This window comes from Paenibacillus sp. J22P143 (assembly GCF_059692035.1).
On sequence record NZ_JCAUAQ010000001.1, the window covers coordinates 787,147 to 813,073 of the forward strand.

At 42.7% G+C, this 25,927-nt stretch carries 12 protein-coding genes; 2 read left to right on the plus strand and 10 right to left on the minus strand.

Annotated elements, in window-relative coordinates; genetic code table 11:
* Positions 1–9 precede the first annotated feature (9 nt).
* The 9 genes from AC58PQ_RS03655 to AC58PQ_RS03695 all read right to left on the minus strand — a co-directional run bounded on the left by AC58PQ_RS03655 (position 10) and on the right by AC58PQ_RS03695 (position 22,914).
* Positions 10–1,488, minus strand: coding sequence for a sugar ABC transporter ATP-binding protein (locus AC58PQ_RS03655; protein ID WP_497240592.1), 1,479 nt, complete (start codon positions 1,486–1,488; stop codon positions 10–12).
* A 737-nt stretch (positions 1,489–2,225) separates the two neighbouring features.
* A complete protein-coding gene (locus AC58PQ_RS03660) occupies positions 2,226–2,840 on the minus strand; it encodes a helix-turn-helix transcriptional regulator (RefSeq protein WP_497240593.1) in 615 nt (204 codons plus the stop codon).
* A gap of 837 nt (positions 2,841–3,677) precedes the next feature.
* Positions 3,678–3,890 carry a hypothetical protein gene (locus AC58PQ_RS03665; protein ID WP_497240594.1) on the minus strand — a complete coding sequence of 71 codons (213 nt, stop codon included), beginning with the start codon at positions 3,888–3,890 and terminating at the stop codon, positions 3,678–3,680.
* Between the two features lie 54 nt (positions 3,891–3,944).
* On the minus strand, positions 3,945–4,385 hold the full coding sequence (locus tag AC58PQ_RS03670; protein ID WP_497240637.1) for a glycoside hydrolase N-terminal domain-containing protein: 441 nt from the start codon (positions 4,383–4,385) through the stop codon (positions 3,945–3,947).
* Between the two features lie 22 nt (positions 4,386–4,407).
* Complete coding sequence (locus AC58PQ_RS03675; RefSeq protein ID WP_497240595.1) at positions 4,408–6,681, minus strand: hypothetical protein; 2,274 nt, start codon at positions 6,679–6,681, stop codon at positions 4,408–4,410.
* A 62-nt stretch (positions 6,682–6,743) separates the two neighbouring features.
* On the minus strand, positions 6,744–8,516 hold the full coding sequence (locus AC58PQ_RS03680) for a glycoside hydrolase family 35 protein (RefSeq protein WP_497240596.1): 1,773 nt from the start codon (positions 8,514–8,516) through the stop codon (positions 6,744–6,746).
* A gap of 242 nt (positions 8,517–8,758) precedes the next feature.
* Complete coding sequence (locus AC58PQ_RS03685; RefSeq protein ID WP_497240597.1) at positions 8,759–14,455, minus strand: discoidin domain-containing protein; 5,697 nt, start codon at positions 14,453–14,455, stop codon at positions 8,759–8,761.
* An 85-nt stretch (positions 14,456–14,540) separates the two neighbouring features.
* Complete coding sequence (locus AC58PQ_RS03690) at positions 14,541–21,161, minus strand: discoidin domain-containing protein (protein ID WP_497240598.1); 6,621 nt, start codon at positions 21,159–21,161, stop codon at positions 14,541–14,543.
* 172 nt (positions 21,162–21,333) lie between these two features.
* A complete protein-coding gene (locus tag AC58PQ_RS03695; protein ID WP_497240599.1) occupies positions 21,334–22,914 on the minus strand; it encodes an ABC transporter substrate-binding protein in 1,581 nt (526 codons plus the stop codon).
* Between the two features lie 532 nt (positions 22,915–23,446).
* Between AC58PQ_RS03695 and AC58PQ_RS03700 the strand changes: the two genes are divergently transcribed.
* Positions 23,447–24,433, plus strand: a complete 987-nt coding sequence (locus AC58PQ_RS03700) for an ABC transporter permease (RefSeq protein WP_497240600.1) — start codon at positions 23,447–23,449, stop codon at positions 24,431–24,433.
* A 26-nt stretch (positions 24,434–24,459) separates the two neighbouring features.
* Positions 24,460–25,359: a carbohydrate ABC transporter permease gene (locus AC58PQ_RS03705; RefSeq protein ID WP_497240601.1), complete on the plus strand. Its 900-nt coding sequence runs from the start codon at positions 24,460–24,462 to the stop codon at positions 25,357–25,359.
* 5 nt (positions 25,360–25,364) lie between these two features.
* Here the strand turns inward: AC58PQ_RS03705 and sda are convergent, their stop codons facing one another.
* Entirely contained in the window at positions 25,365–25,535 is a 171-nt protein-coding gene (gene sda, locus AC58PQ_RS03710) for a sporulation histidine kinase inhibitor Sda (protein WP_497240602.1), read from the minus strand.
* Positions 25,536–25,927: the final 392 nt, after the last annotated feature.

The following is a 25,927-nucleotide window of genomic DNA, read 5'->3' on the forward strand; positions in this document are numbered from 1 at the left end:
CCTTTTCATTTAAAGTCCTGTAGCTAGTGCCATTACATTTTGTTCATTGGCGACGGTGTGATCGAGTTCTCCCTTAATTTGACCGTGATGCATTACGAGAATGCGGTTACATAATCCAAGAAGTTCGGGCAATTCTGATGAAATGACGATTACAGCCTTGCCTGCAGCTGCAAATCGGGAAATCATCTCATAGATTTCCTTCCTGGCTCCTACATCAATGCCTCTGGTCGGTTCATCTAGAATGAACAATTCGCTATCAGAAGCAATCCATTTAGCCAGCACGATCTTCTGTTGGTTTCCGCCGCTCAAGTTTTTGACGGGTGCTGTTCGTTTATGAACTTTAACATTTAATTCGTTTATTTTTTGTTCCACAAATTGTTTCTCTAATTTGGGGCGAATAAAACTCCATTTGCTTACTTTACGCGAGCAGGTTACAGAAACATTCTGAGTTACACCCAAATCCAGAAAAAGTCCTGTCCGTTTCCGATCTTCGGTTGCGAAGCCGATACCTGCTTGTACCGCATCTAATGGACTCCTGAACGCTGCTTTCTCGCCTTTCCAATACACAGCGCCGGCCTCCGGTTTCCAATCTCCGAAGATGGTTCTTACGAGTTCTGTGCGACCGGCTCCGATCAATCCTGCGAATCCAACAATTTCGCCTCTTCTTATGGAGAAACTTACGTCCTCAAAATTCGGCTTGTGTGTCAGCCGCTCGACCCTCAGGATCTCATCGCCAAATCGTTGGCATTTATCCGGATACAGATCGCTTAACTCTCGACCCACCATCAAATTTGCGATTTCTCTTTCTGTAAGCCCTTCCATAGAAAGGGACGTCACATATTGACCATCGCGCAACACGGTTATTCGGTCGCAAAACCGCTTCAATTCGTTTAACCGATGGGAAATGTAGATAATGGCTACGCCTTTGCTTTTAAACTGATGAATCAGTTCAAAAAGCTTTTGCGCTTCTTTCTCCTCCAGAACAGCAGTCGGTTCATCCATGATTAGGATTTCCGCTTTCATTGACATCGCCTTGGCAATCTCTACGATCTGCTGTTCTCCGATGCTCAGACTGCTTATCAACGCATTCGGGTCAAGTTGTAAATCAAAGGTTTCTAGTAGTGATTTCGTTTCTCGAACCATCGAACCGAAATCGGAGAAGAAGCCCCATTTCCTGTGCTCGCGTCCAAGGAATATATTTTCCGCCACGCTCATGTTAGGGATAAGATTTAATTCTTGATGAATAATGGAAATACCAAGTTCCTTTGAAATGTTTGGCGACGAAATTGTCACCGGTTTTCCATGAAAATTGATCTCTCCATTATCAGGCTGATGAATGCCGGCAAGTATTTTCATCAACGTAGATTTACCTGCACCGTTTTCTCCTACAATTGCGTGTGCTTCTCCCGCATTCAAATTGAAATTCACTTGGTTAAGCGCTTTCTCTTTGAAAAAACTTTTGGATATTCCTTTCACTTCTAGTAGCATTTCTCAACCTACTTCCTGATTTAATAAGGCATACCCCTATCGTAATGGAAAGAGATAGATCGAACAATTAACTAAATTGTGGAAAAAGTTACACATTCTTGTGGTTGTTTAATCAACTTATTGCAATATCAATTTAGAAGTGCTTTAAATGTATAAATGAAGAAGAGACTGTTTGAATAACAATCAGTCTCTTCTCCTTACACGCTGCAAGTTATAAAATTTTCTATTTATCAGAAGGTATCAAGTTATTCAATAAATGCCTTGACTCTTGCGTAAATTTCATTTTGATTTTTCAGCGCGACAACAAGGCGAGCCGGACTGTCCTCAATCACTTCCGCATCAAGATAGTCAATTGCGTAAACGTCCCTGTATCCTTCATAATACATACACTGGGCACTTCAAAATAAGTTAGCATATGGACACTTCGCATATTACCGAAAATTCTGGTCAATTTAATGATATTGTATATTGTCCGATGTGCCTTATCCCCATTTTACTAGTACTGTCCGTTTCTTTAGCAACTGAAAAATCACTCTTAATCGACGGATTACACCTGATACCGAACCAACGAAAGCGCTTCTAGATCCATTGAACAATCGCTTCGTATGCTTCCAGGAGAAAGCACAAGAATGGCAACCTGCATAATGTCTATTGGAGCGGTAAATTCATAGGGGGAATATTGGCTCTAGGTGGTTGATTCTGCCTAAAGGAGGTAATCATAAATTTTCTGGTTACGATTACTTTCTGAACTTACCTGGCGAAATACCGGTCATTTTCTTGAATAATAGATTAAAATAGTTGGCGTTCGGGTAACCGACCTGCAAGGAAATTGCTTGAACAGAGAATTTTGTTCCGGATAGCAGCACTTTCGCCTTTTCTATTCGATATTTGATTAAATACTGTATCGGCGCTATTCCAATTTCAACTTTAAACATATGAGCCAAATGATATGGGCTTACATAAACAATTTCCGCCAAATCAAATAAGGAAAGATCCTTCTCATAATTACCTTCAATGTAAGCCTTCACAATTTGTGAAATGGAATCCGTTGATGATCGAAGGTGATGCTCAGTGAGTCTGAAAATTAAAATAAATAACGTTTGAAGCATGGAAGTGATAAGGTCTAAAAATCCAACTCCAGTTTCGGTCGCTTCTTTATGAATATCAGAAAAAATACTGTTGATTTTGTAAAAATCTTCCCCAATTTTGAGAATTGGCTGTAAATGAGGTTCAAACAAAAGTCCTTGAGGCAAACCTGAAAAGTGTAACCCATCAATTGAAATTAAGACACCTCTAATGCATAATTCCGTAGTTGCTCGTATGCGATACTCAGTGGATGGATGAATGACCAATAAGTCCCTCTCGCTAATCGATAACAACTGCTCCCCGTTGTAAACTTCCCCCCGCCCCTCTTGAAGTAAAAAGATAGACGTATGCGGATTTACAAGAAAATGATGCTCGTCTAAATGATTGCAACAAATCTTAGCAGTTGATATGAATCGAGGGGCATTTATAAATATAACTGTCATGTTATCCTATCTACCTCACTCAAATTTATTGAATTACCAAACATTTTTAAATAAAAATACCATTTGATAATGACCGAAAGAATGTCGTACAAATGTACAATATTGAAGTGCTGAAATGTTTCATTTGATTCCTCCTCCAAAATTTGTTTAAAACGAGCTTAAATCCTCATACTTAGAAATGAAACTTAAAAAAATAAAAATATCTATACTTTCTTTATAAACCTCAACACAATAAAAACAACTTTCTCTAAAAACAACGAATTTAAAGCTAACACGACAATCATTAATGGTACCCAAGAAGTCTCAAAGCCTGATCAAACATTTTTATCCCCTTCATAACAGGCATCCGAACAAGTACTTTTCTAATAAAATCCCCTCGTCTTCAACGATGATCACCCTCAACATGATTACTACTTCCCCCTATCAATCTGCAACGTAATGATACTCGCTTGACATTTGTATTCCATACTTTTCCCAGTTAATGAACTGCAATCTTCTGTGGACATTGTAAAATTCGCGGTTGTAATGCCTGTAGTCGGATTCTGGAACTTATCTTCGGTGAGCCGAATGACATCCCTCTGTGTAGATCATATAGGCTGCAATGATTTGCAGGATAATGAGGATGAATAAGCTTAACACGAATATGTTCAAACTATTCTGCTAGGCGTTCGTAAACTGAGAAATCATTTCTGCGCTTGTAAACAATTCGATATAGTTGGCGAAACCGACAACTTTCTTCGGACCAATGCTATTCCAATGGTATACGCTAATAACTGCCGCGCTAATGATCAGATAAACCACGAATCGCGTATACAGAATAAAGCCTGGAGCGAAGAGAATAGTTCTTTTCTTTACCTGAATTAACTTGCTCACGTATTACAGGCCATGAAATGGTGGGAAGATAATCTCCCCCCATTTCATGGCCAATTAGTCCTCAATCTCGCTAATGCGATTAATTAAGTAATTATTTAAGCCATTGAAACCAACAACCACGACCTGCGCTTCATAGGAGAGTGGGGTCAAATTGCCGGACATTGTGACTTTGTTTCCTGCATAAGTCGTGGTACCTACTTTGTAATTTACGCGAGAGATAGCAACCTCAAGATCTAACTCACGACGGTAATTCTCGACAGTTGTTACTGAGGGAAGATCCAGATACAGATCCCCAAAATTCTGGTAAGCCCCTAGTGACGTTTTGCTGCCCGTCCATACGGAACTCTCGTTAAACTGGAGATGTTCCTGTGTTACGTCACTGGTTAAGCACTTTCTTTTTAAAAAAATTTTAGAGAAGAGACTGCATGAATAACAATCATTCTCTTCTCCATACACGCTGCGAATTTCAGAATTTTCTGTCCCTCTGTCCTGCACTTTCAAGGATGGCAATCATCTATCATTTATGTAAGATTATCGTCTGCTCGCTAAAAGGTTTTATTACAATCGTTTGATATTCAAGCATGATATTTGGATGTAAAGCCATTGTTACATCTTTATACTCTTCAATAAATGCCTTAACTCTTGCGGTAAATTTCGTATGATTTTTCATTACGACAACGAGGTGGAACGGACTGTCCTCAATAACTTCCACATCAATATGATCAAATGCGTAGACGTACCCCGTATCCTTCTGAATATAAACACCGGGCACTTCAAAATAGGTTAGCATATTGGACACTTCACACCAGCAGGAACCGCCGAGAACGCCACCAACATTAGCCTTGCCTTCCCAATCGCTCGTATTGACACGTTCTCCCATCCAACCAGAAGGAGAATAATTATTGCCTGGATCTGAATCCCAAGAAATTCTTAAAGGACGATCTTCCCTAGATACATATTGCGGGATATTATGCGCGATTTCACTTAATAGCTCCAGATAAAATTCGTTCAAGGTGGCGCGATAAAGCTTAAATAAAGAGAGACCCGATAACGTGCAAATTCCTGGTGCAGCGTGCTTATTTTGCACGTTAGCCCAAACAGAGCCTGTTGAACGCAAATCAAGTTTGCTGAATTCAGAAGTTGGCGGGTACTTAAAATCATACGAGACACACCATGTCGAGCAAAGCTTGGCTGTATCCTCCGCCATCAACAACCACTTCTTCTCGCCCGTCACTTCATGCAAAACAACATAAGATTCCAAGAGTGCAAATGCCGACTCACTATCCGGACATTGACATATTTCCCCGGGCGCACCGGTCGTCACACCTTGCTTGACAAAATATTCATAATACATTTCGGCCGATTGTTTCGCAACTTCGATATAGCTGGGCTGGTTGAAATATTGCCCTGCCAAGGCTAATCCCGCTGGGGCGATGCCCGCGGATGCACTGCCTCCGATAATGATCTCTTCCTTATGCACATCAATGAATTGTCCGAATTGCCGGTTGTTGTTCCATAATCGAACAAACGCATCGCAAGAATTTTTAAGCCCTTCTATCCAATGAGACGGTACATCTGCCTTCAATTGGTCGAGAAGCATAAATTGCTTGACAACAAAGTAGATCGCATCTGCATTTTTTCTCACAAGAACACAACTTATATCATCATGGTCTCTGAAATTGTCGCCAAGCAACTTTCCTTTGCAGTAAATTCCGTAGAAAAATCCCGAAGGTGCTTGAACTCTTGAGAATAAAAAATCTATTGTCTTGAAAGACCTCTCTTTAGAAAGCTCGTTGCCAATCGCGAACATCGGGTAAGTATTCATCGCACCGCCAACCCAACCTGTTTGCCATTCGCCAAATACCTCATCCTTCGAAGTCGACGACCGATAAAATTCATCGTCTTGTAACCAGTTATCTCGATTATATTTACTCTCCAAAATATCCCAAGATTCGGAGAAGGGAATCTCATGCCGAAATTGCGAATTACCAGACAAATCTTTGCGAATATCCGTGAAATAATTAAACAGACCCATAATATCGCTGCAATGGAAGAAATATAGACGGAATTTCAGGGTCACTTCATCGTTCTCATGAAAAGGAACGCCGTAATCATCCGATTGCTCTTTCGAATTGCACATGCTGTACTTGTAGCTTCTGAGAGCAGGAGCCGACAGAGTAATAGCCGCTTGCGTCCGCTGATCATTTTCTACCATTGTAATTCCTGAATCCCCAAGCGAGGTTCCCTGAGTCGTTAATAGAAAGATTCCTCTCTTCTGCTCACGCTGAAAGCAGCCTACTGTCGGGGTAGCCAAATCGCCCGTTCTTAATTCGATCCTAGATGGTCCGTCGCTGTGATTTAACCTTGGAACATCCGTTATCGTTGTCGGAATATGGAGACCGATCTCATCGTCCCGAGTAAGCATTGGAGGATACACCTGTTCACTGACTTTAAACCGGTTCCCGTTATAGGCTGCTGCCGGCATTAACACATAGTTCTCCCTAGCCCATTGGTCTAGCACCAAACTGACCGATACATTAGCCTGATTAACATTGCCTTTCGACACCTTGAAAGTTACATGATATTCGATGACATTCTCGTTATTTTCATCATTTAAACAGGTAAAGTCGACACTCCACAAGGAGTCCTCCAGCTTTAGCTTACTATCATCGTTCGACTCTAACAACGTGCTCTTGACCGAGTTCATGATCTGTGAGCCATTATATGTTGCCAGTTTTACTTCTAATCTGCAATTATTTTGTTCCATGATTTGAGAATGATAGCTTTTCACTATGAATACCTCCACTTTTGATCCTCGAACACTGTATGACCATCGTAACAATTTCCAACAAACTACCCTAGCTCAGCAAAGTCTTGAAGAATAACAATCGGATCGTTTGTGCCATGCAGTTCGAACACGATTAACTCATTTTCCCCTTCGGACAGAAGCGGTCCTGGGATATATAACGTTTTCTGAGGACCAATTTCCCAATACCGCCCGAGATTATAGCCGTTGATGTAAGCCACGCCCTTCGTCCAACCTTCCAGTTTCAAGAATGTGTCCCCGACCTCGTCAACATGAAAATTGCCTTTATAAAAAGTAGGCGTAGAAGAACCACTTTCTTGCATCTCCTGGAATTCGAGTTTTGACAAATTGTTTAGAGGAAGCGAGTACATCTTCCAATCGTGCAAAAAACCTCGCTCAAAACGAACCCCTTCTGTAATCCCTTTTGGATCTTTCAATCCATAACCGTAATTAATCCGACCCATATTTTCCACTAAAATACTTAATGTCGCGCCTTCGGGAGGTATTTCTACCAGAATATCATTCTCTTTTATTTCCACTGTCTGATCATGCGTGTTTCTTTCAACTACCCCCTGATAAATCCCATCCAGGAATATGAGCGCCCTGTCATGTACTTGTTGGAGGACGAGCTTATTCTTCGCCCTTGGACCCGATATCTGCGTCGTATACAAAATAAAACCGTAATCCTGATCCAATTGTTCCATCGTAATTGGACATTTACTTGTTATCGGGGTGGATAACTGATCAAGCGAATCAAATAACCTCGTTTGTTCAGTAAGGCGGACCATGCCGTAATCTTTCTTTGGAATGGAAGCGGGAATTTCAATATCCGTCAAATCCACATAATTGGAAAGCAATTCTCGAACTGCGATGTATTTGTCAGTAATATCCCCAGATTCATTCAACATCGCATGATAATCATAACTGGTTGCGGTCGGTTCATATTTACCCAAATAATTGGCTCCATTATAAAAGCCAAAATTCGTACCGCCATGGAACATATAGAAATTAACGGAAGCGCCTAATTTCAGCATCCGGTCCAGTACGTCCACAACATCGTCATGACCTCTCTGGTGATGTTCATCTCCCCAATGATCGAACCAGCCATTCCAATATTCCATACATACCAATGGTTTGTCCGGCTGATATTCCAGCAATTTGGCAAATGCTTCTTCAGGCCGCGATCCGAAATTGACTGTTGCGAACACGTCCGGAAGTAGCGTACCTCCTTGAAGATTGGAATCGTCATACCCATCCGAAGTGAACAGCAGCACATCCATTCCACGGATAATCATGGCTTGTCTTAAATACGCCAGATATTCCTTATCTGTGCCATAGCTTCCGTATTCATTTTCAATTTGCATGGCAATAATCGGTCCGCCACTCGTACATAGAAGGGGCTTAAACCTTGCCAATAATTCGTCGTAATAGGCGTCTATTTTATCCAAAAAAGGCTTGTAGTAACAACGTAATTGCATGGAAGGGTCCTTTAGTAGCCAATAGGGCAACCCGCCAAATTCCCACTCCGCGCAAATATACGGACTCGGGCGAATTATGACGTGAAGTCCCAATTCTCCAGCTAATTGAACAAAACGCTCAACATCGGCGATGCCTTGAAAATTGAACTGCCCTTCTTTCGGTTCATGGACATTCCAGGCTACATAGGTTTCAACTGTATTAAACCCGCAAGCTTTTAATTTCAACAACCTATCTTGCCAATATTCAGGCACAATTCTGAAATAATGCATCGCTCCTGCCAGGATTCGAATAGGTTCACCGTTATAAATAAACTGTTTGCCTTTAATTGTGAACGAAGCCATTTTAACATCTCCCTAATTTACAATAATACATGCGGACCGTTAACGCATTCATAATTCATTGATTCACAAATAAACTTTCTTCTCACTGATCGTACTATTCCTGTTCTTACTAAAGAAACAATAAAAATCGAAGAATCCTCCAATTTCTTTAAAAGCAGTTATCAAAAATAGTAATTTATCTGCAAAATGAATAGAGGGGAGAAAATAATTCTCCCCCCACTTTATGCTTGATTCATATTTTTTTATTGCAAGATCGCTCTGGCTACAATAGCAAGATCTAAAATGTCTATTTTGCCGTCATGGTTGATATCCAATTTCTCATTCCAGCCTGATTCACCTTGTTTTTTGCCGTAAGCTCCTGCTACCATTGCCAAGTCTCCAATCGTGGAACCCTCTTCATCATTGACATTTGCGGTTATCCGCTTGGCGTCAAACACTTGAATCGCCGCTTCCAATGCAGCTTTAGCGCTATCCACCTGCTGCTGTGTGGCGTTCGAAGCGTTTGCTGCCGCTTTGGCTGCATTGATAGCCAACTGCAATTGCGCTTTGGAGCCAGTCGCATACAGTCCATCTCCATCGCCTTCCACTGCTGCATCGTACGCCGTTTGAGCGCTTGCAATCTTTGCGTTCAAGAGCGACTTATCTACAGGTATAGCAAGTACAGTGATTTGGATCTCGCGGGAGGCTCCGCCAACCTGCAGTTCATTCCCCTGTGCATTGGCAATAACAACATTGCCTACGGAAATTGTCGTATTGGTTGCCTGGGTTACAGATTTGGCCTTAAATTGGATTGTGAAAATATCGCCTTGGGCAGGTACGTTCGCGCCCTTGCTTGCAGCCAAAATTCGAACAGTTCCTGGCACCGAATCGTCTTTAGCAACGACTTCGAACCCGTCTTTCAGGGATGTCACTGAATCGAATTGCACACTTGCAGGGTCATACTGCAGTGTGAAATCTTGGGCGTATACTTGCTGGTATACACTTTGCGTAACGTTAGTCAATCCCATCGTCAGATTGAAAGTTTGGCCAGAATTTACTTTCTCCGCTCCGGTTATAACCGTTTGTGGCATTACCGGCACTTCCGGTGAATCAAGACAAACATTGATCTCCGCTGCCGACGCCCATCCGCCAACACCCGCTGTTGCTTCGAGCTTGACATAGGATGCATTGGTCGAAGCAAACGTTGCGTATTTCTCCGCATTGTTGTTATCCCAATTTCCACTTGCAACCTTAGTAAAAGATACCCCATCCGTACTTACATACACGTTATAGCCTGTAATAATTCCATTGCTTCCTGATTGTCTTGGTAAATAGGCGACTTTATTGATTTTGTAGGTTCCTCCAAGGTTTAAGGTAATCGATTGGGGGAGAACGTCTGATTTATTCCACTTTGTATGCCAGATCGTTCCCGGGTTTCCGTCAATCGCCATGGAGGCTGCGTTGTTCTCGCCAGCCGTTTCCTGACTTGTCGCCGTTGCTGTCATTTGTGACTGAGAGACAGTATCAACAACTACCTGTATTGACATCGGACGACTTATAACGGTCACCTCGTCTAAAGTAACCTTTACAGCAACAGTCGCATTAAACCCAGTACCAAGTTCGCCTTTCGCAATGATCATATGACTGCCTTCAACAACAGATAGCCTTGCATCGCTAAATTGATATTCTACGGCAGCCCTTGATAAATCAGCGCTTCCTCCTGTACTTAATAAGCCATTCATTGTGGCAACGATCGAATTGTTAGGTTTAATTGTATTTTTATTAAGAGTTAAGTCGATTTTACTTAAATAGGGAGCCGTAACTAGTTTTCCTGACTCATCAACAAAAAGATAAGTAACTTCTTCAATAGAACGTCCGCCTATTGTTGCTCTTATGTGAATCTTTGCCATACCTTTCGAAACAGCGGTCAGCAGGTTTGACTCGCCCACCGTAATCACACTCAGGTTGTCACTTGTTACCGTGATCATCGCATCTTTCATATCAATCGGAGCACCTGCACCCATAAAAGCATGAATGTCATATTTACCTGTAGCTGAAGTAAGCGGTTTATACTCATATTCGAAACGATCAAATAAGTTGGACATATCCGCTCCGTTTACTGCCACTTCAAGTAAATCAATCGTTGACCCGTTTGAACCTCCTTCAAATCGTAATTTAACGTATTGAGCTTCTGTGTTTACTGCATATTGGTCATAGAATCCGAAATTAGCAGTACCCGTCGGACCGTTGACGGTTGTGACATCAGTCCATGCCACACCGTCAGCGCTGGTTTGAATTTTTATTGTTTTAGGCGTATTGATATATCTTTGTTCCAAAGAATTGAAGTTAAAATTAATATTGGCAATCTGAGCCATTGTCGGCAGCTTAAATTGAATCCATACCTTTTCATTTGCAGGTACCGACCATTTGGATTGATCAAAGTGACTTCCTTCAATTGTTTGTCCATCAACTAAATGACTTACTGCACCTTGATTATGACTAGCTGTAATTTCAGTGGATCCTACAAGGTTTTGGTAGGGCAGCAGGTCCATGAATATTTTATTTGTTGTATACGTTTGGCCGTCTAACGTTACATCAGCCCATACGACTCCCCGTGTAGGTTGTTCTACGAAAGGCGCTATGATTTCATTTGTCTTAAAAGTAAATCCATTTGTTTCTGTGATCGATACAGGCTTATATTTATCACCCGCTTGTAAATCAACGACACCGCCGTGCCATTGAATTTGTGCCGCATCAAGCCCTATTGCTCCGCCTTTCGATGATCTGCCTTCGATTTGATAGCTGAGTTTTTCAAGTGTACCAAACTCGCCGTAAGCTTCTTTTCCACCCACGAGTAATGTTGCGCCAATCATGGTTTCCCCGACATAAATGTTGCCGTCTCTTGCTGTTACTTTTAATGTATCCTGTTTCGTTACACCTTCATAAGTTCCGCTAACTGTGATCGTCGTTGTTCCGTTTGATACCGGAGTTACGATTCCGTCAGCATGAACTGCCGCAATTGCTGGATTCGCACTATTGTATGTTAAACCTGAAAGCTTGGCTTTAAGCGCCGGAAAAGTCATATATCCCTCCGTGTTGACTCTGAGCGATGAGGAGGTCAACTGCTCACCCGTTGCTTTGACATTGGTAAGCATATATTTGCGTGCAGCATTGTCCGTTACAATCTTAATGATTGTGTCAATCGGATCCTCTTGGACATTAGCAAGATTGACGGTCAGACTATCTCCATTTTGTACAAAAGAAGTGACAGGAATATCCTCGTTCAACCAGGTTACGGATTTCACATGATCTGGCACCGGACGAATGGTTAAAGACTTTCCAGTAATGGCATCAAATCCTTTTTTGCTGTCAGGTCCTTTCATAATATGAAGATAAACATTGTTGTCTCTATACGTTGCGTATCCCCATTGCGGGCCTGTTGTGCTGTTAGGAAAAGCAAATTTTTCATAGTTTCCTTTTCCGTCGTCCTCGAAACCGTAGCCGCTGAGGAAATAGGGCATTGTCCCTGTCGTGGATTCATGCCTCTCCGGTTTGTCTGCAGGCGCAAACCATGCGTTCATCGCTTCTCTCACATCTATGAATTGCTGCTCTGCTTTCGGATACCTTGTAGCGATATCCTGAACGGAATCCCAGAAAGGCCCCCGGCTGTCTACGGGTGTCTGATCATTATTGTCCACGTAGCCTCTGCCTGCATTCATCATCATTTCTTTTGCCACTTGCCGGAAATCGTCGCGTTTGCCGTAGTAGGGAGACAGCGCGTTTTTCGTCCGAATCATTTTCCACGGCTCCATCGGCGTCCGTTTCAACAGATGATTCGCCCCGGCATTGTGGTAAATGCCATCCGCTTCCGCCGTTCTTAGATCCGGGTCTCCAAACTCCTCGCCCCAAGCATTGGAATTGACGATAATTCCATCGCTATAATTGCGGATGTTGCTGTACATCACATCATAGTTGGCACTGCGCATAGCTTGAGGACCGTCAAAATAAAGGTAGACCGGATCATATCGCAATATGAGGTCCTCCACATTCTGCATAAACACATCCGTAGAATTATGCTGCAGGCCTCCGCCTTCGGTTGCGTAATAGATACCGAACTTCATGCCATGGCGTTTGACTGCCTCCTCAAAAGGCTTAATGGTGTCGATGAGCTTGCCGTTCTCATCCTTGGGTAAATGCTCATGTCGAGGATGTTTCGGATCTGCAAATTTAGACGGCCAAGTATAAATTTGTTGCAACGATTCAATCGAGACTAATGAATGGCCTTGACGTTTTGCTCTTTCTGCCCATAGATCTGCCGAGAAATTCGGGTCCACAAAGTTGCTGTACGACGGGAAAGCATGAGTTAAAGCGCCCACGCGCCCTTCTTCAAACCATTTATTCGGTCGTTCCTTTACCGTAATCGTCATCTGCTTCCGAGCGGTTTGACCATTGCGATCCGTTACTTGTACGGTGAAGCTGTAATCCCCCGGTGCAGTATTGATGCTAATGATACCTTTGCTGCTATTTAAATCGATATTTCCGTTCACTAGTCCAGTCGCAATCGTCCCATCGGCATTGAGTTCCAAGCCGTCAGGCAGCTTGCCCTCCACGATTTTCCAGGCATAGTCGGGAGCGCCCCCGCTAGCCATAAATTGAAAGGCGGATGCCGCGACGCCGAATTGGGCGCCAGACTTCGATTTATTCCATACATACGGCCATTCCTTGTAACCGATCGGCATCGTACCGGTTGGAAGCGGCGCTGCTATGGCATCCGCGGTTGATAAACCTTGCGTAACAATATTTAAAGTGTCTGCTTCGCCTGCGACCGAATGGATGAGGCCATTAATTTTATTGCCAGATTGATCCGTAACTCGGCCATAAAACCCGAGATAGGCCACATTCTGATCTTTCCCTATCGGGACATTGTTTGCATTTACGTCTTCTGTATACGTATGTTTGATTTGAATCATCAGTTTATTCCAACCCTGCTTTAACAGTATCGCCTGTTTTGTCAAATCCTTTTGCACCTCCACAGGTGTGGACGGTGTCGTTACAGCCTTATCATTGACATACAGTCGATATGAACCGCTGGCGCCTACATTAAAATACGCTTGCTGTTCCACTGGGCTGTATACGTATGTGTGAGCGTATACATATTTGTTTTTAGTATCGATCCCTTTTTTCACAGTATAATAACCATATAAATCTTGATAATCATCGTAGTTTCTGTTATAAATGCGATCATCGAAATATTCCCATTTATGACTTTCGTTATTCAAACTTAAAGGATCACCGATTGCGGGAGCGATCGTAGCAGCGCCAGAACCAGATCCAACTGCTGGCTTGTTATTTACCTCTATTTCTGAAATGCCGGTTATGTTTGGATACGGTGTTCGTCCTTTATCGATTTCAACCTTCATTTCAACTACATTCCTCAACTCGGATTGCATGGCATACACGGTTGGTGCGGATGGGCTGGAAGATGTACTATCCACCTTTCCGGATTCTACTTTGCTGCCATCATTCAGCGTGAAAGTAAGATGATAATAATTGTTAACGTGACGCCCATCGCCCCATTGTGCTATTTTCACTTCATTAATAGCAATAGGCTGACTCCATTTCAGATTCACCCATGGAGCAGAATCATTTTCTGTCACCCACTGACTACTTGTGCTTCCATCAACTAATTTTGAAACAGGGTTTACTGCAAGAGTTGACGATGATGCTGTTATTTGTGATGCCGACGCCGCGTATTTCACGGTTTCTCCCACTGCAGTTCCATAAATTTGATCCACTACAGGGGAAACGAATGGACCTGATACCAACCATGAGTTAATAAATGGTGCGTTACCCGCCACTTGCTGTGCTTCTACTTTATTATTGGGAAAAGCAAACATGGATGTCACGATCATTGCAGATGCCAACGCCACTGAAGTGAATTTTTTGATTTTATTTACCATCCAATTCTTTCCTCCTCGTAAAAGTTAGAAAGGGGGAGAGATACGCTCCCCCCCATTTCATCGCCAGTAAATCCTCAAAGTTGTTTTATTGCAAAATCGCTCTTGCTACAATGGCAAGATCTAAAATGTCAATTTTGCCGTCATGGTTGACATCCAATTTCTCATTCCAGCCTGATTCACCTTGTTTTTTGCCGTAAGCCCCTGCTACCATTGCCAAGTCTCCAATCGTGGAACCCTCTTCACCATTGACATTTGCAGTTATCCGCTTGGCGTCAAACACTTGAATCGCCGCTTCCAATGCAGCTTTAGCGCTATCTACCTGCTGCTGTGTCGCATTCGAAGCATTTGCTGCCGCTTTGGCTACATCGATAGCCGACTGCAATTGCGCTTTAGAACCAATTACATACAGTCCATCTCCATCGCCTTCCTCTGCTGCATCATACTTGGCCTGAGCTCTTGTGATCGCCCCGTTCAAGAGTGACTTATCTACAGGTGTACTAGGTACAGTTATTTGTATCTCGTGAGAGGAACTGCCAACCTGCAACTCATTCCCCTGTACATTGGCAATAACAATATTGCCTACAGAAATGGTCGTATTGGTTGCCTGGTTTATAGATTTGACCGTAAATTTTATGGCGAGCATATCGCCTTGGGCAGGTATGTTCACGCCCAAGCTGGCAGCCACAATTCGAACAGTTCCTGGCACTGAAACATCTTTATCAACGACTCTAAATCCTTCTATCAATGACGTTACAGAATTGAACTCCAATTTGGTCGGATCAAAGTGAAGAGTCAAGTCTTGACCATACACCGACTGGTACACACTTTGCGTAACGCTCAATCCCATCGTTACATCAAATGTCTGGCCAGAGGTCGCCTGCTGCACGCTATTCAAAGTAGCTTGACCTGTAACCGTCTCAACCCCAACTACTCTGTAGATTGCTTTAGCTTTGACTGAGGTTCCTGCTACCGTGCCGTTTACTGTAAATACGCCTGCATGTGATACCATATCTACAGTAATAGGAGCCCATGCAACGTCAACTAATCCAGTTGTTCCATCGTTGTATACAGCCTCGATTTGTGCAGGAAGTGATGGTATTACGCCTAAGTCCGTATCCATAGCAACCGATTTGTAATCTACAATCGTCTTTACAAATTCTTTATTCGGTGTGTATACCTCAAATTCTGTAAGACCTAGTTCACCCTGTTCAGCCGAATTAGAATTTATAAACTTATTATCAGGGTCAATTGTGAATTTAATCCAGCTAGTCACAATCGGCTGGTCAAAAATAACAAAGTTGTCAGGTTTTCCATTCCACAGAATATTCGTTACCTTCTTGCTGCCTCCTTCCCATTCCAAGAGCCCTTCTCCAATCTGATTAACCTGGTGGCCACGGTCGATCAGGTTTACCTTACTGATTGTTAATGGAGTAGCGAAATCTAATTTAATCCATGGAGCCTTGGTATTATCAGTAGGAGATGATGCCCAACTTGTAGACTTATCACCATCTACCGCTTTAATACCAACATATCTGGCATCATCTAACCTGACTGACTTTACGGATACACCTGCTAAATAGGCTATGTTTCCATCTACTAGAGCTGAAATCGTCTTCTGATTGGTCTCCAGAGTTACTCCATCCAGAGTTACATTCGCTTTAACAGTCGAAAGGAATGCTTTATTCAAATCTCCTTTGATCACAATTGTGTTACTACCTGGAACAGCCTCTAATCTTGAATCACTGAACACATACTGTACAGCAGCTCTTGATAAATCTGCCTGTTCGCCAGTATTTAATGTTCCCACTAAAGTCCCGACAATCGGATCGTTCTTCTTGATGACTTGCTTATCAAAAGAAAGCTTAACTTCTTTTAGAGCGAGTTTAAAATCAGCTACTACTCTGTAGATCGCTTTTGCTTGGACCGAGGTTCCTGCTACCGTGCCGTTTGCTGTAAATACTCCTGCATGTGATACCATATCTGCAGTTACAGGGGCCCATGCAACGTCAACTAATCCAGTTGTTCCATCGTTGTATACAGCCTCGATCTGTGCAGGTAGTAAAGGTATTCTACCTATGCCCGTATCACCAGTAACCGACTTGTAATCTACGATAGTTTTGACGACTTCAGCATTTACTTTAAAGACATTGATCTCCGCAGCCGCTGCGAAGCCGCCAGCACCCGCCGTTGCTTCGAGCTTGACATACGATGCATTCATCGGTGTAAAATTTGCGAATTTCACTTTAGTGTCGTTTACCCAAGTTCCGTTTGCAACCTTGGCAAAGTCCGCTCCATTCGTACTTACATATACGTTATAGCCTGTAATAGTTCCATTGCCGCCTGTTTCCCTTGGCAAATAGGCGATTGTATCGATATTGTAGGTTCCTCCAAGGTTTAACGTAATCGATTGAGGGAGTACATTGGAACCATCCCATTTCGTATGCCAGTGTGTATCAGGGATTCCGTCAATCGCCATTGGGGCTCTGTTGTCTCCCCCAAGAAATGGACTAAATTCCTCACTTGTCGCCGTTGCCGTCATTTGCGACTGAGGGATACTATCCCTAACTGCAGCAATTGTCATAGGACGACTTTCAACGCTCACCCCGTCTAAAGTCACCTTTACGGCAACGGTCGCATTAAATCCACTACCTATATTGCCTTTAACAACGATTGTATTGCTGCCCTCAACAACGGATAACTTTTCATCACTAAATTTATATTCTACAACAGCCCTTGATAAATCAGTTTGTTCGCCCGTGCTTAATGTTCCCGTTAAAGCCCCTACGATCGGTTTACCGATCTTAATGGTGTCGCTGCTTAAAGAAATCTTTACTTCTCTCAGATAAGGGGTTAGAGATATTTTTTCGTCAGCATCTACCTCTACAAGGAAGTAATTGCTAGCGCTGTAGTTATTAAGCCTTGCGGTTACATGGATTCTCGTTTTGCCTTTTGCCCCGGATGTAATCACACCATCTGCGCCAACCGCTGCAACGGACGGGTTTTCGCTTGTGATCGTGATGTCCGCATCGGTTAGGTCAAGAGGATCACCTAAGAAGGATGAACCTTCTACATCAACCGTTACCGTTTTGTTATCCGTTCCGATTTTCGGATCAAGCATAATGCTGCCAAGTCCTGTTAAATCTGCTGATGAGAATACTTGAACCTCCAGCACATCAATCGGGCTGCCGCCTTGACCGCCGCCAGGGAAGGATACTCTTACATAACGCGCTTGCACGCCGGGTTTGATCGGGTCAATCGGATAGTTGTAAAACAAGCCCTCTTGCTCCCAAGCATACAAGGTTGTATCGCTAGTCGGAACTGCTAGCGTGTTTTTCGATGTCGGCAACCCCCCCCCGGACAATGTGTTTGTTTCGTTGCCTGCTATCCAATTGGTTCCGTCAACGCTATACTCAATCTTTACCTTCTTCGGCACGTTGTAGTAAGTAACGTTGTTGGCATTCGGCATATGGTGATTAAAGAAGATATTAACGCGGTTAAGGTTTTGCTGTTTGCCCAAATCATACGTGATGCTCGGATTCGTGTCGCTTGCCGGCGCTACCCATTTTGCGAGATTGCCTCCGGTAGAATCGTTGATTATGCCGTCAGATAATTTGTTCGCGTTACTGCTGTTGCTTGTAACTGTCGGCGTAATTCCAACTGCAACGCTTGAATCCGGGATAAGTGTAATGTAGTTGCGCGTCGATGTAAATGTCTTTCCGTCTACAGTGATGTCAGCCCAGTAGCAGTACATCGTAGGGGTGGAAACTTTATTTGTAAATTTCATGGTGTTGCCATTTACAACGAACGGTACTTGAGCTGCTGGCACTTCAGTTACAATCATTTTACCTGCAGAGTTGTTACGGTTACCGTCAACGGTTGCATAGTGGTACGTGATATTGGTACCGCCCAGAATATCAACCGTGCCGCCCTTTTCTGTGAACCCCTGGAATGTCACAGGAAGGTCTTGTTTTGTGGAGAATTGTCCCCATAACAAAGCGCCTTTTGTGAACATATTAACACCAACCAGTGGAAGTGCAGCTGAAATCGCACCGCCCGACACCTTTACAGGATATGTGTCGGTCTTCACCTGAGGAGCGTTCACACCATCATCATAGGTTGCCGTAACTGTGATTGTAGCTGTACCATCACCGACAGCTGTGACCAAACCTGTTGCAGCGTCTACAGTTGCTACGCTTGTATTGCCGCTTGTGTAATTAAGTGCAGCAGGTGCGAACATATTGGTGTAGTTATTCATATAGCTCTCTGCTCTAAGTTTCAGTTTGTTTGCTTCCGTTTGGCTGCTGAACAATTTAACACTTGTCATTTTGTATTTTCTTGCAGGGTTTTTTGTTGTAATTTTAAGGATTGTATCAATGGGGTCAGCAACAACACTTGAAGTGTCAATTGTAATATAGTGTTTGCCATTGTTTTGTTGTTTTGTGAATGGCAGAGAAACACCCTTGTTCAGCAACTCGACCTTGTCAACCTCGTAATCGAAGGGACCAATTCCGCTCATCGAGGCTTGGCCAGTAAATCCTGACTTGCTCGTATTGGGAATCAAGTTTTGGATCATGTGCATATAGACATACTGGTCACGGGACATGGCGTAACCCCAATCCGGACCCTGACCGTGGGCGATAGCCTGCTGCGGGTCGGTTTTCCAACCTGGTTTAATTGTGTAATCCATGGTGTATGGCAAGGTGCCGGACATGGACTCACGCAGGTCCGGACCGCCGGCATTTGCCATCCATTTTGCAATGTTGTAACGCATACCTAGCAAATTTTGTGTGTCAATAGGCACCATGGAGAAGATATTGGTGTTATCCAAACTACTCTTCAGGTTATCCATACCGCGGGTTCTACCAATGGACTGGTCATAATTCATGACATAACCGTGTCCATATTGATCAATGATTTCCTTTGTTAAATAAATCCAATTGTCGCGTTCGTTCCCACCTGCGTATTGCGCCCAGGTATCAAATGCAGATGTATATGGATCGTTCCATTCCTCATGAGCGACTTTTCTTGTTAGTGGCTTAATATGGTCTTTCCAACCGTTGGAATTATAAGGTTCAGAGTACCAGAATCCACGCTCTTCAAGTGTAATATCTTGGTCACCCGTTATAGGACCGGGATTTGCTTGAATTAAAACACGGTCGTTATAGTTGCGGGCAGAACTATACGCCACGTCAACATTAGCATAGCTTTGAGGATTACCATCGAGAAAGACGTACCATGGATTGTATCTTGCTACCAATCCTTGGATATCGGTTTCTATAATATCTTTTCCTTCGTATTGTGACGATATATACACACCGAACTTCATACCGTAGCGCTCGACAGCCTTCTTTGCCTCCATCACTCTGTCTTTTACCTGCCATGTGCCGTTCTCTGACTGGTACAAAGCGTTGTATTTAAACATTTTGTTGCTGTCGCTCGGACTTAAGTTTGCGTTGACTGACGGCCAGTAGTAAATGGTGTTTTGCACGCTTTCTGTCGAAAGCAAGGTCATTCCCACTTCTTTAGCTGCCTGTGCCCACGAGTCATAGTTGAAGTTCGGGTCATATAGGTTCGGAATAGTGCCTGTTGTGTGTGTCAATGCGGACATCTTGCCCTCAATAAACCAATCAACCGGGTTTTCCTTGACAGTGATGGTATATTGTTTTGTTGCAGTAGAACCTAGAGCGTCTGTCGTCTTCACTGTGAAGGTGTAATCCTTTTGTGAAGTGCCGTGAGCGCCGTCTGCAACCTTACCTTCAATGCGACCATCGGCTGCCAATGTCAGGCCAGGCGGCAACTGACCATCGGCAATTGACCAAGTGTAGCTGGGATTTCCGCCCGCAGCCTGGAATGTAAAAGGAGATGCCTGCGGGGCATGTTCTGAAGTATTCAGAACTCCGTCGATTTGCGCAACCATCCATACATATGGATTTTCATCGTAAGCGTATGGAAGTGTGTTTGAAGGGTAGTCGTTTGACGGGGCATTTGCATTGCGGGCATCAAATGCTGTTTTATCAATAGCAAGGCCCTGTGTAACAATTTTCAGTTCGTTGTTTGCTACGTTTGGTCCCGTTACAGAATATGTGAGACCAGGAATTTCATTTCCGTTGTTGTCGGAAAGTCTTGTATAAAAGCCGAAGAAATTTTTATTACTGCTGGGGTTTTTGTGCTGAATTTCGATGAAAAGCTTGTTCCAGCCTTGTTTTAATGCGATTGAATATTTTGTTCCGCTCTTGCTCACACGACTTGAAGTCTGAGTTTGTTGTCCACTGAGAATATCGTTGGCAAAAAGTTTATACACACCCGAACCGCCTACCTGCCACTGAACCGTTTGTGCGGTGGGGCTGTAAACATAGCTCCCGGCCACTACCCACTTATTGAGTGTATCCTTCCCCTGTTTGACATCAAAATAGCCCATCAGGTCATTGTAATCATCATAGTTGCGGTTGAAGATACGGTCGTCGAAATATTGCCAAGTGGATGTTTCTGTGCTGTTCGGATCGGTATAAGACTGGCCAATGACAGGAACGATGTTTCCAAGAGCTTGCTCGTTGGTAAAAGGACCGGAAACTGCCCATTGGTTCGTGTAGGGCGCAGTGCCGTTCGTTCGAGCCGCTTCTGCTTTATTCGTATTAAATGTGATGGATGGAATCATCATTGTGATTGCCAGTGCCAATGCAGCAGATCGCTTTACAAATTTTCTCATGCTATTTTCCTCCTACTACTAATAATTTCTCAGTCATGATAATTAGTTCAGATGAACGCGCTTACACGAAACAGAAGGGAATGCAAGACTCAATCACATAACTGGCCGAATCTGCTTTCCCCCTTGATGAATCCAGCTAAAAAGCTAGCTTCTGTCACTCTGTGCTTCATGCTTACTTGCCATTCAACTTTTTCCATTCGTTGATCTGTTTCTGCTTCTCAGCGATAATATCGTCGGCACCAGCATTCTTCAATTTTTTAATAAAATCGTCATAATATTTGTCAGGATCTGCAGAACCCGAATTGAGCGCATATAGAAGTTCTTTCAAAGTCGCGTCTACGTTGGCCATTTGGGTTTTAACAGGCTCTGTATTAAATACAAATCCCATCACAGGCGATATCATTGCTGTCTTATCAGCTTTATAAATCATGTCGAGAGACTTTTCTTTCGCTGGGACATCAGTGTTCTGATCCCACAGCATCCTGTTATAAGACTGTCCGATTTCCCATTCAGACCAATTAAAATTGTATTGGTCTTTGAGCATCTCAATTTGCTTATCGCCAATCTTCTTGTAATCTTTCCCTTCTTGACCGAAAGCCAGGAGATGGAATAGCTCGTCATTCGTATTCAGCAATTCGATCAGTTGAACTGCCTTCTCAGGATGCTTCGAGTTGGCTCCTACAGCAACTAATGCTTCTGAAGGCTTATTGGCAGAGATATAGGGGTCGGTAAACCTCTTGCCGTAACCGTATACCTTGTCCTCCTGCGGTGCCATAGACATGAAAGATGAGGAGGCAAGCTCAGGCATATCAACCAGGTCAGGATACGGGTTGCCATATAACGAGGCAACTCGTTTGGCTTTTCTGTCCGGTACATAATCCTTCATCGTTGCGGCATCTTTCTTTATGTAGCCTTTTTGATACCAGCTTCTGAACAATTTGAGATAATCCTTATACTCCTGAGTTTCGTATTGATTGATGACCTTGATCTCTTTATCGTTATACCGAACCCAGCCAGGAATTTTATTATCTCCCACAGAATCCATGCCATAAACGACGGACATATCCGCAAAATTGTCTGCCTGATTGCTGTATTCAAAAGGAATCATCTCAGGTTCGCCCTTCTTCACAGCTTCCAGATATGGCGTCAGGTCCTCCCATTTCTTTACCGATTTCCAGTCGAACTGGTACTTGTCGGCCAAATCTTTTCGAAGCGAAACACCTTTGGCTCCCGCCATACCCCATACCTGATAATTAATGGATCCGAAGATTTTGCCATTCACTTTAACGCCTTGCCATATATTCTCGGGCACTCTCGACTTGGTCGTTGGCGCATACTTATTCAAAAGTTCGGTGATATCTTTGAAAGCTCCTTTGGAAGCATTCTGGAAATAGTTCAACTCTCCAAAACTTCCAGTAAAGGCGAGATCAAACGGTTCACCCGAGGAAATCATCAGATTAACTTTTTGCGGATACGTGCTCCAGTCGGTAACGACAAGCTTTACCGTTGCGTTAATTTTTTCTTTAATGATCTTATTTGCCGCTTCCATAATTCGATCCAAGTCTTTAACAGGTGAATTAGCAATATAAAATGTCAATTCTACCGGCTTTTCATTCTCTTGCCCTTTAGCCAGGGCTGTCTGGCTTGGTGACACGTCCACTTTATTTGTATCTGTTCCGCATCCGGCGAGTGCAAGGGGCACTATAAGGGTTAAAGCTAGTACTGATGCAATGTTCTTTTTCTGTTTAAGCATTTTGTCCTCCTTTTTTCTGATCCACATTTAGAGTTTCCTACGATCCATACAGAACATAAAAGCTTATCGAGAAGTTAATGTTTGGCCTGATCTCCCCCTATATGGAAAAGTACTGCTGCAATTGGCTGCAGTTTCACATTAGTAGATTACGGAGATCTTTCATACATAAAAAAATATGGTTTCCTTTGATAATTTAATATGATGATTCTTCAAAAAATTTACATTTCATAAATATCTTATTATTTTAAAGTTTTTATAGATTTCCGACACTCCCTTGATCAGCATCTGTTTCTTCGATATGCGAAAAGAAATTTCAAATACTTTTTGAATCTCAGCCCCAACGGTTGGGCTCGAGTAGTTCGTTCAACCTTATATCAAAAAATAGAAATTAGAGAAACCATTATTTTTTTAAGAACCGTCATAGTGAATTTCAAAGGAAAATATGCTTTTTACTGTTTTATGATTTTCTTTGTTCGGCTATTGTGGAATTGTGTCCAAACAAACAAGACTTTCATTAATGAGGAGTGGGTAAATGAATAACAATGTACCAGCCACAACTGCTGTAAAGAATGGTTTCAAAAAGACCGGCTCCATGCGTCGGCAAGTTTTTTCAATGGAAATTTTCAGACGCTGGCCATTTTACGTCATGGCGCTGCCAGGATTGCTGTATTTCATCATATTCAGTTACTTGCCTATGTTCGGAGCGTTAATCGCTTTCAAGGACTATAACCCGATAAAGGGTGTATGGGGCAGCAAATGGATCGGGTTTAAAAATTTCGAGTTTTTCTTCAAGTCCGATGCGGTATGGAGGGTTACGTTTAATACGATTTTTTACAACCTGATCATCATCGTGACGGTAACCGTGATATCCTTAGTTTTCGCCATCTTGTTGCAGGAAACCGGCAGCCGGTTCCGGACATCGCTTTATAAAAGTGTGATGTTGCTTCCGTTTTTCCTATCTTGGGTCGTAGGGGAGTATATTGTGTACGCATTGCTTAGCGATCAGGGGGTAATTAACGGTTTTCGAAAATCATTCGGTTTAGAAGCGATACAATGGTATGGTGAGCCGCTATATTGGCGTTTTATCATGCCGTTGGCATTTATTTTAAAGTCAGTCGGCTATACTTCAGTTGTTTATGTTGCCGCTTTACTGGGAATATCGTCAGATTATTATGAAGCAGCTGAAATCGACGGGGCGAACAAATGGCAGAAGGCAATACACATTACGATTCCGTTATTGATGCCAGTTGTCATTATCCTTTTACTCCTCTCGCTCGGAAAGATTTTCAACGGTGGGCTTGGCGATTGGGGCGCATTTTTCAATCTACCACGGGAATCAGGAATTTTGTTTTCGACGACCGATGTTATCGATACCTACGTTTTCAGATCATTGCGCACTGTAAATGATATCGGTATGTCAGCTGCAGTAGGACTATATCAATCAGTTGTTGGATTTGTGTTAGTGCTGATTACCAACTATCTGGTCAAGAAATATGATTCCGATAGCTCGCTATTCTAGCGTACTAATTTGAGGAGCGTGTAAAAGTGAAAACGATATCCTTCACAGGATGGAATATATTTCCGAAGATTCTGATCAATTTAATGTTTATCGTATATAGTGCGATGTGCCTAATACCGATATTACTAGTGCTGTCTATTTCCTTAACAGATGAAAAATCACTCTTGATCGACGGATTTCACCTGATACCAAACCTATTCAGTCTTGTAGGTTACAAGTTTGTATTCTCTGGCACTTCATCCATATTGAATGCTTACAAGGTTACAATCCTCGTCACCGTCGTTGGCACATTTCTTCATTTATTTGTGACCTCGCTGATGTCCTATGCTATTTCAAGAAATGAAGTCAAATACAGGAATTATATAGCGTTCCTTGTGTTCTTTACGATTTTATTTAACGGAGGATTGGCTCCATATTACATTTTGATAACCAGATACCTCCACTTGAAGGATACATTTTTTGTTCTAGTCGTCGTGATGCTTGTATCGCCGGTACATGTGATGATCATGCGCAACTTTTTTAAATCGCTGCCTGACGCTATCATTGAATCGGCGAGGATTGACGGCTCGGGGGAATTCATGACTTATTTCCGGATTGTACTCCCTCTGTCTACGCCTGTTCTTGCGACTATTGGGTTGTTTATTTCTGTCGCCTATTGGAACGACTGGTTCACCTGCGCGTTGTTTATAGAGAACAATAAACTCTATAATCTTCAATATTTGCTTCAGTCCTTAATGACGAATATTCAGGTTCTGCTAAGCAACGAAGCCGCCTCTAGATCCATTGAACAGTCGATTGGTATGCTTCCGGGAGAAAGCGCAAGAATGGCTACCTGCGTACTATCTATTGGACCGATCATATTAGCATACCCTCTTTTGCAAAAATATTTTGTTAAAGGGCTTACTCTTGGTGCGGTAAAATCTTAGGAATACTAGCTTACTTGATATATAAATTTTTCTTCAATTAATGAAAATTCGAATTTAATTTGCCGTCGATTAATTTCATTTTTGATCAATTCAATAAATTCAATATCTAATTCTAATTCTACTTTCTTGGCAGCATTTAAAACATTTAATAATTCATCATCCGATAATGAACGCATAATTTATCACCTCAAATTTAAATCGTCGACAAAGACGGTGGAAATATTTTAAGTAGGGGCTTAGTCCGTGAATAGAGAGAAGGAAGGCGGTGTCAAAATAGGAATATTATTTTTTCCCGAAGTAATTCGTGGAAGCTGCTATGAAACGAGAACCTTGCATCTCTAGGAAAGATGTCACCATGACTGTCAATTGTGGGATAATTGCCAAAAACACGACCACAAAAATGGCCGCATGCGCAAATATCCCTCGAATGCCTTCTATAGTAAAATTTCTTCTGGAAAACTTAACGAAATTGTGGAATGTTAAAAACAAGGAAAATAAAGGGTAGACCAGAAATATGGCGAATAATACCGCTATTCCCAAAGTTACTATTGTCCAAAAATCAAACTTA

Bases quoted from the DNA above. Each gene is read 5' to 3' on its own strand.
- AC58PQ_RS03655 (WP_497240592.1), bottom strand. From the start codon at position 1,488: ATGCTACTAGAAGTGAAAGGAATATCCAAAAGTTTTTTCAAAGAGAAA.
- AC58PQ_RS03680 (WP_497240596.1), bottom strand. From the start codon at position 8,516: ATGGCTTCGTTCACAATTAAAGGCAAACAGTTTATTTATAACGGTGAA.
- AC58PQ_RS03685 (WP_497240597.1), bottom strand. From the start codon at position 14,455: ATGGTAAATAAAATCAAAAAATTCACTTCAGTGGCGTTGGCATCTGCA.
- AC58PQ_RS03690 (WP_497240598.1), bottom strand. From the start codon at position 21,161: ATGAGAAAATTTGTAAAGCGATCTGCTGCATTGGCACTGGCAATCACA.
- AC58PQ_RS03695 (WP_497240599.1), bottom strand. From the start codon at position 22,914: ATGCTTAAACAGAAAAAGAACATTGCATCAGTACTAGCTTTAACCCTT.
- AC58PQ_RS03700 (WP_497240600.1), top strand. From the start codon at position 23,447: ATGAATAACAATGTACCAGCCACAACTGCTGTAAAGAATGGTTTCAAA.
- sda (WP_497240602.1), bottom strand. From the start codon at position 25,535: ATGCGTTCATTATCGGATGATGAATTATTAAATGTTTTAAATGCTGCC.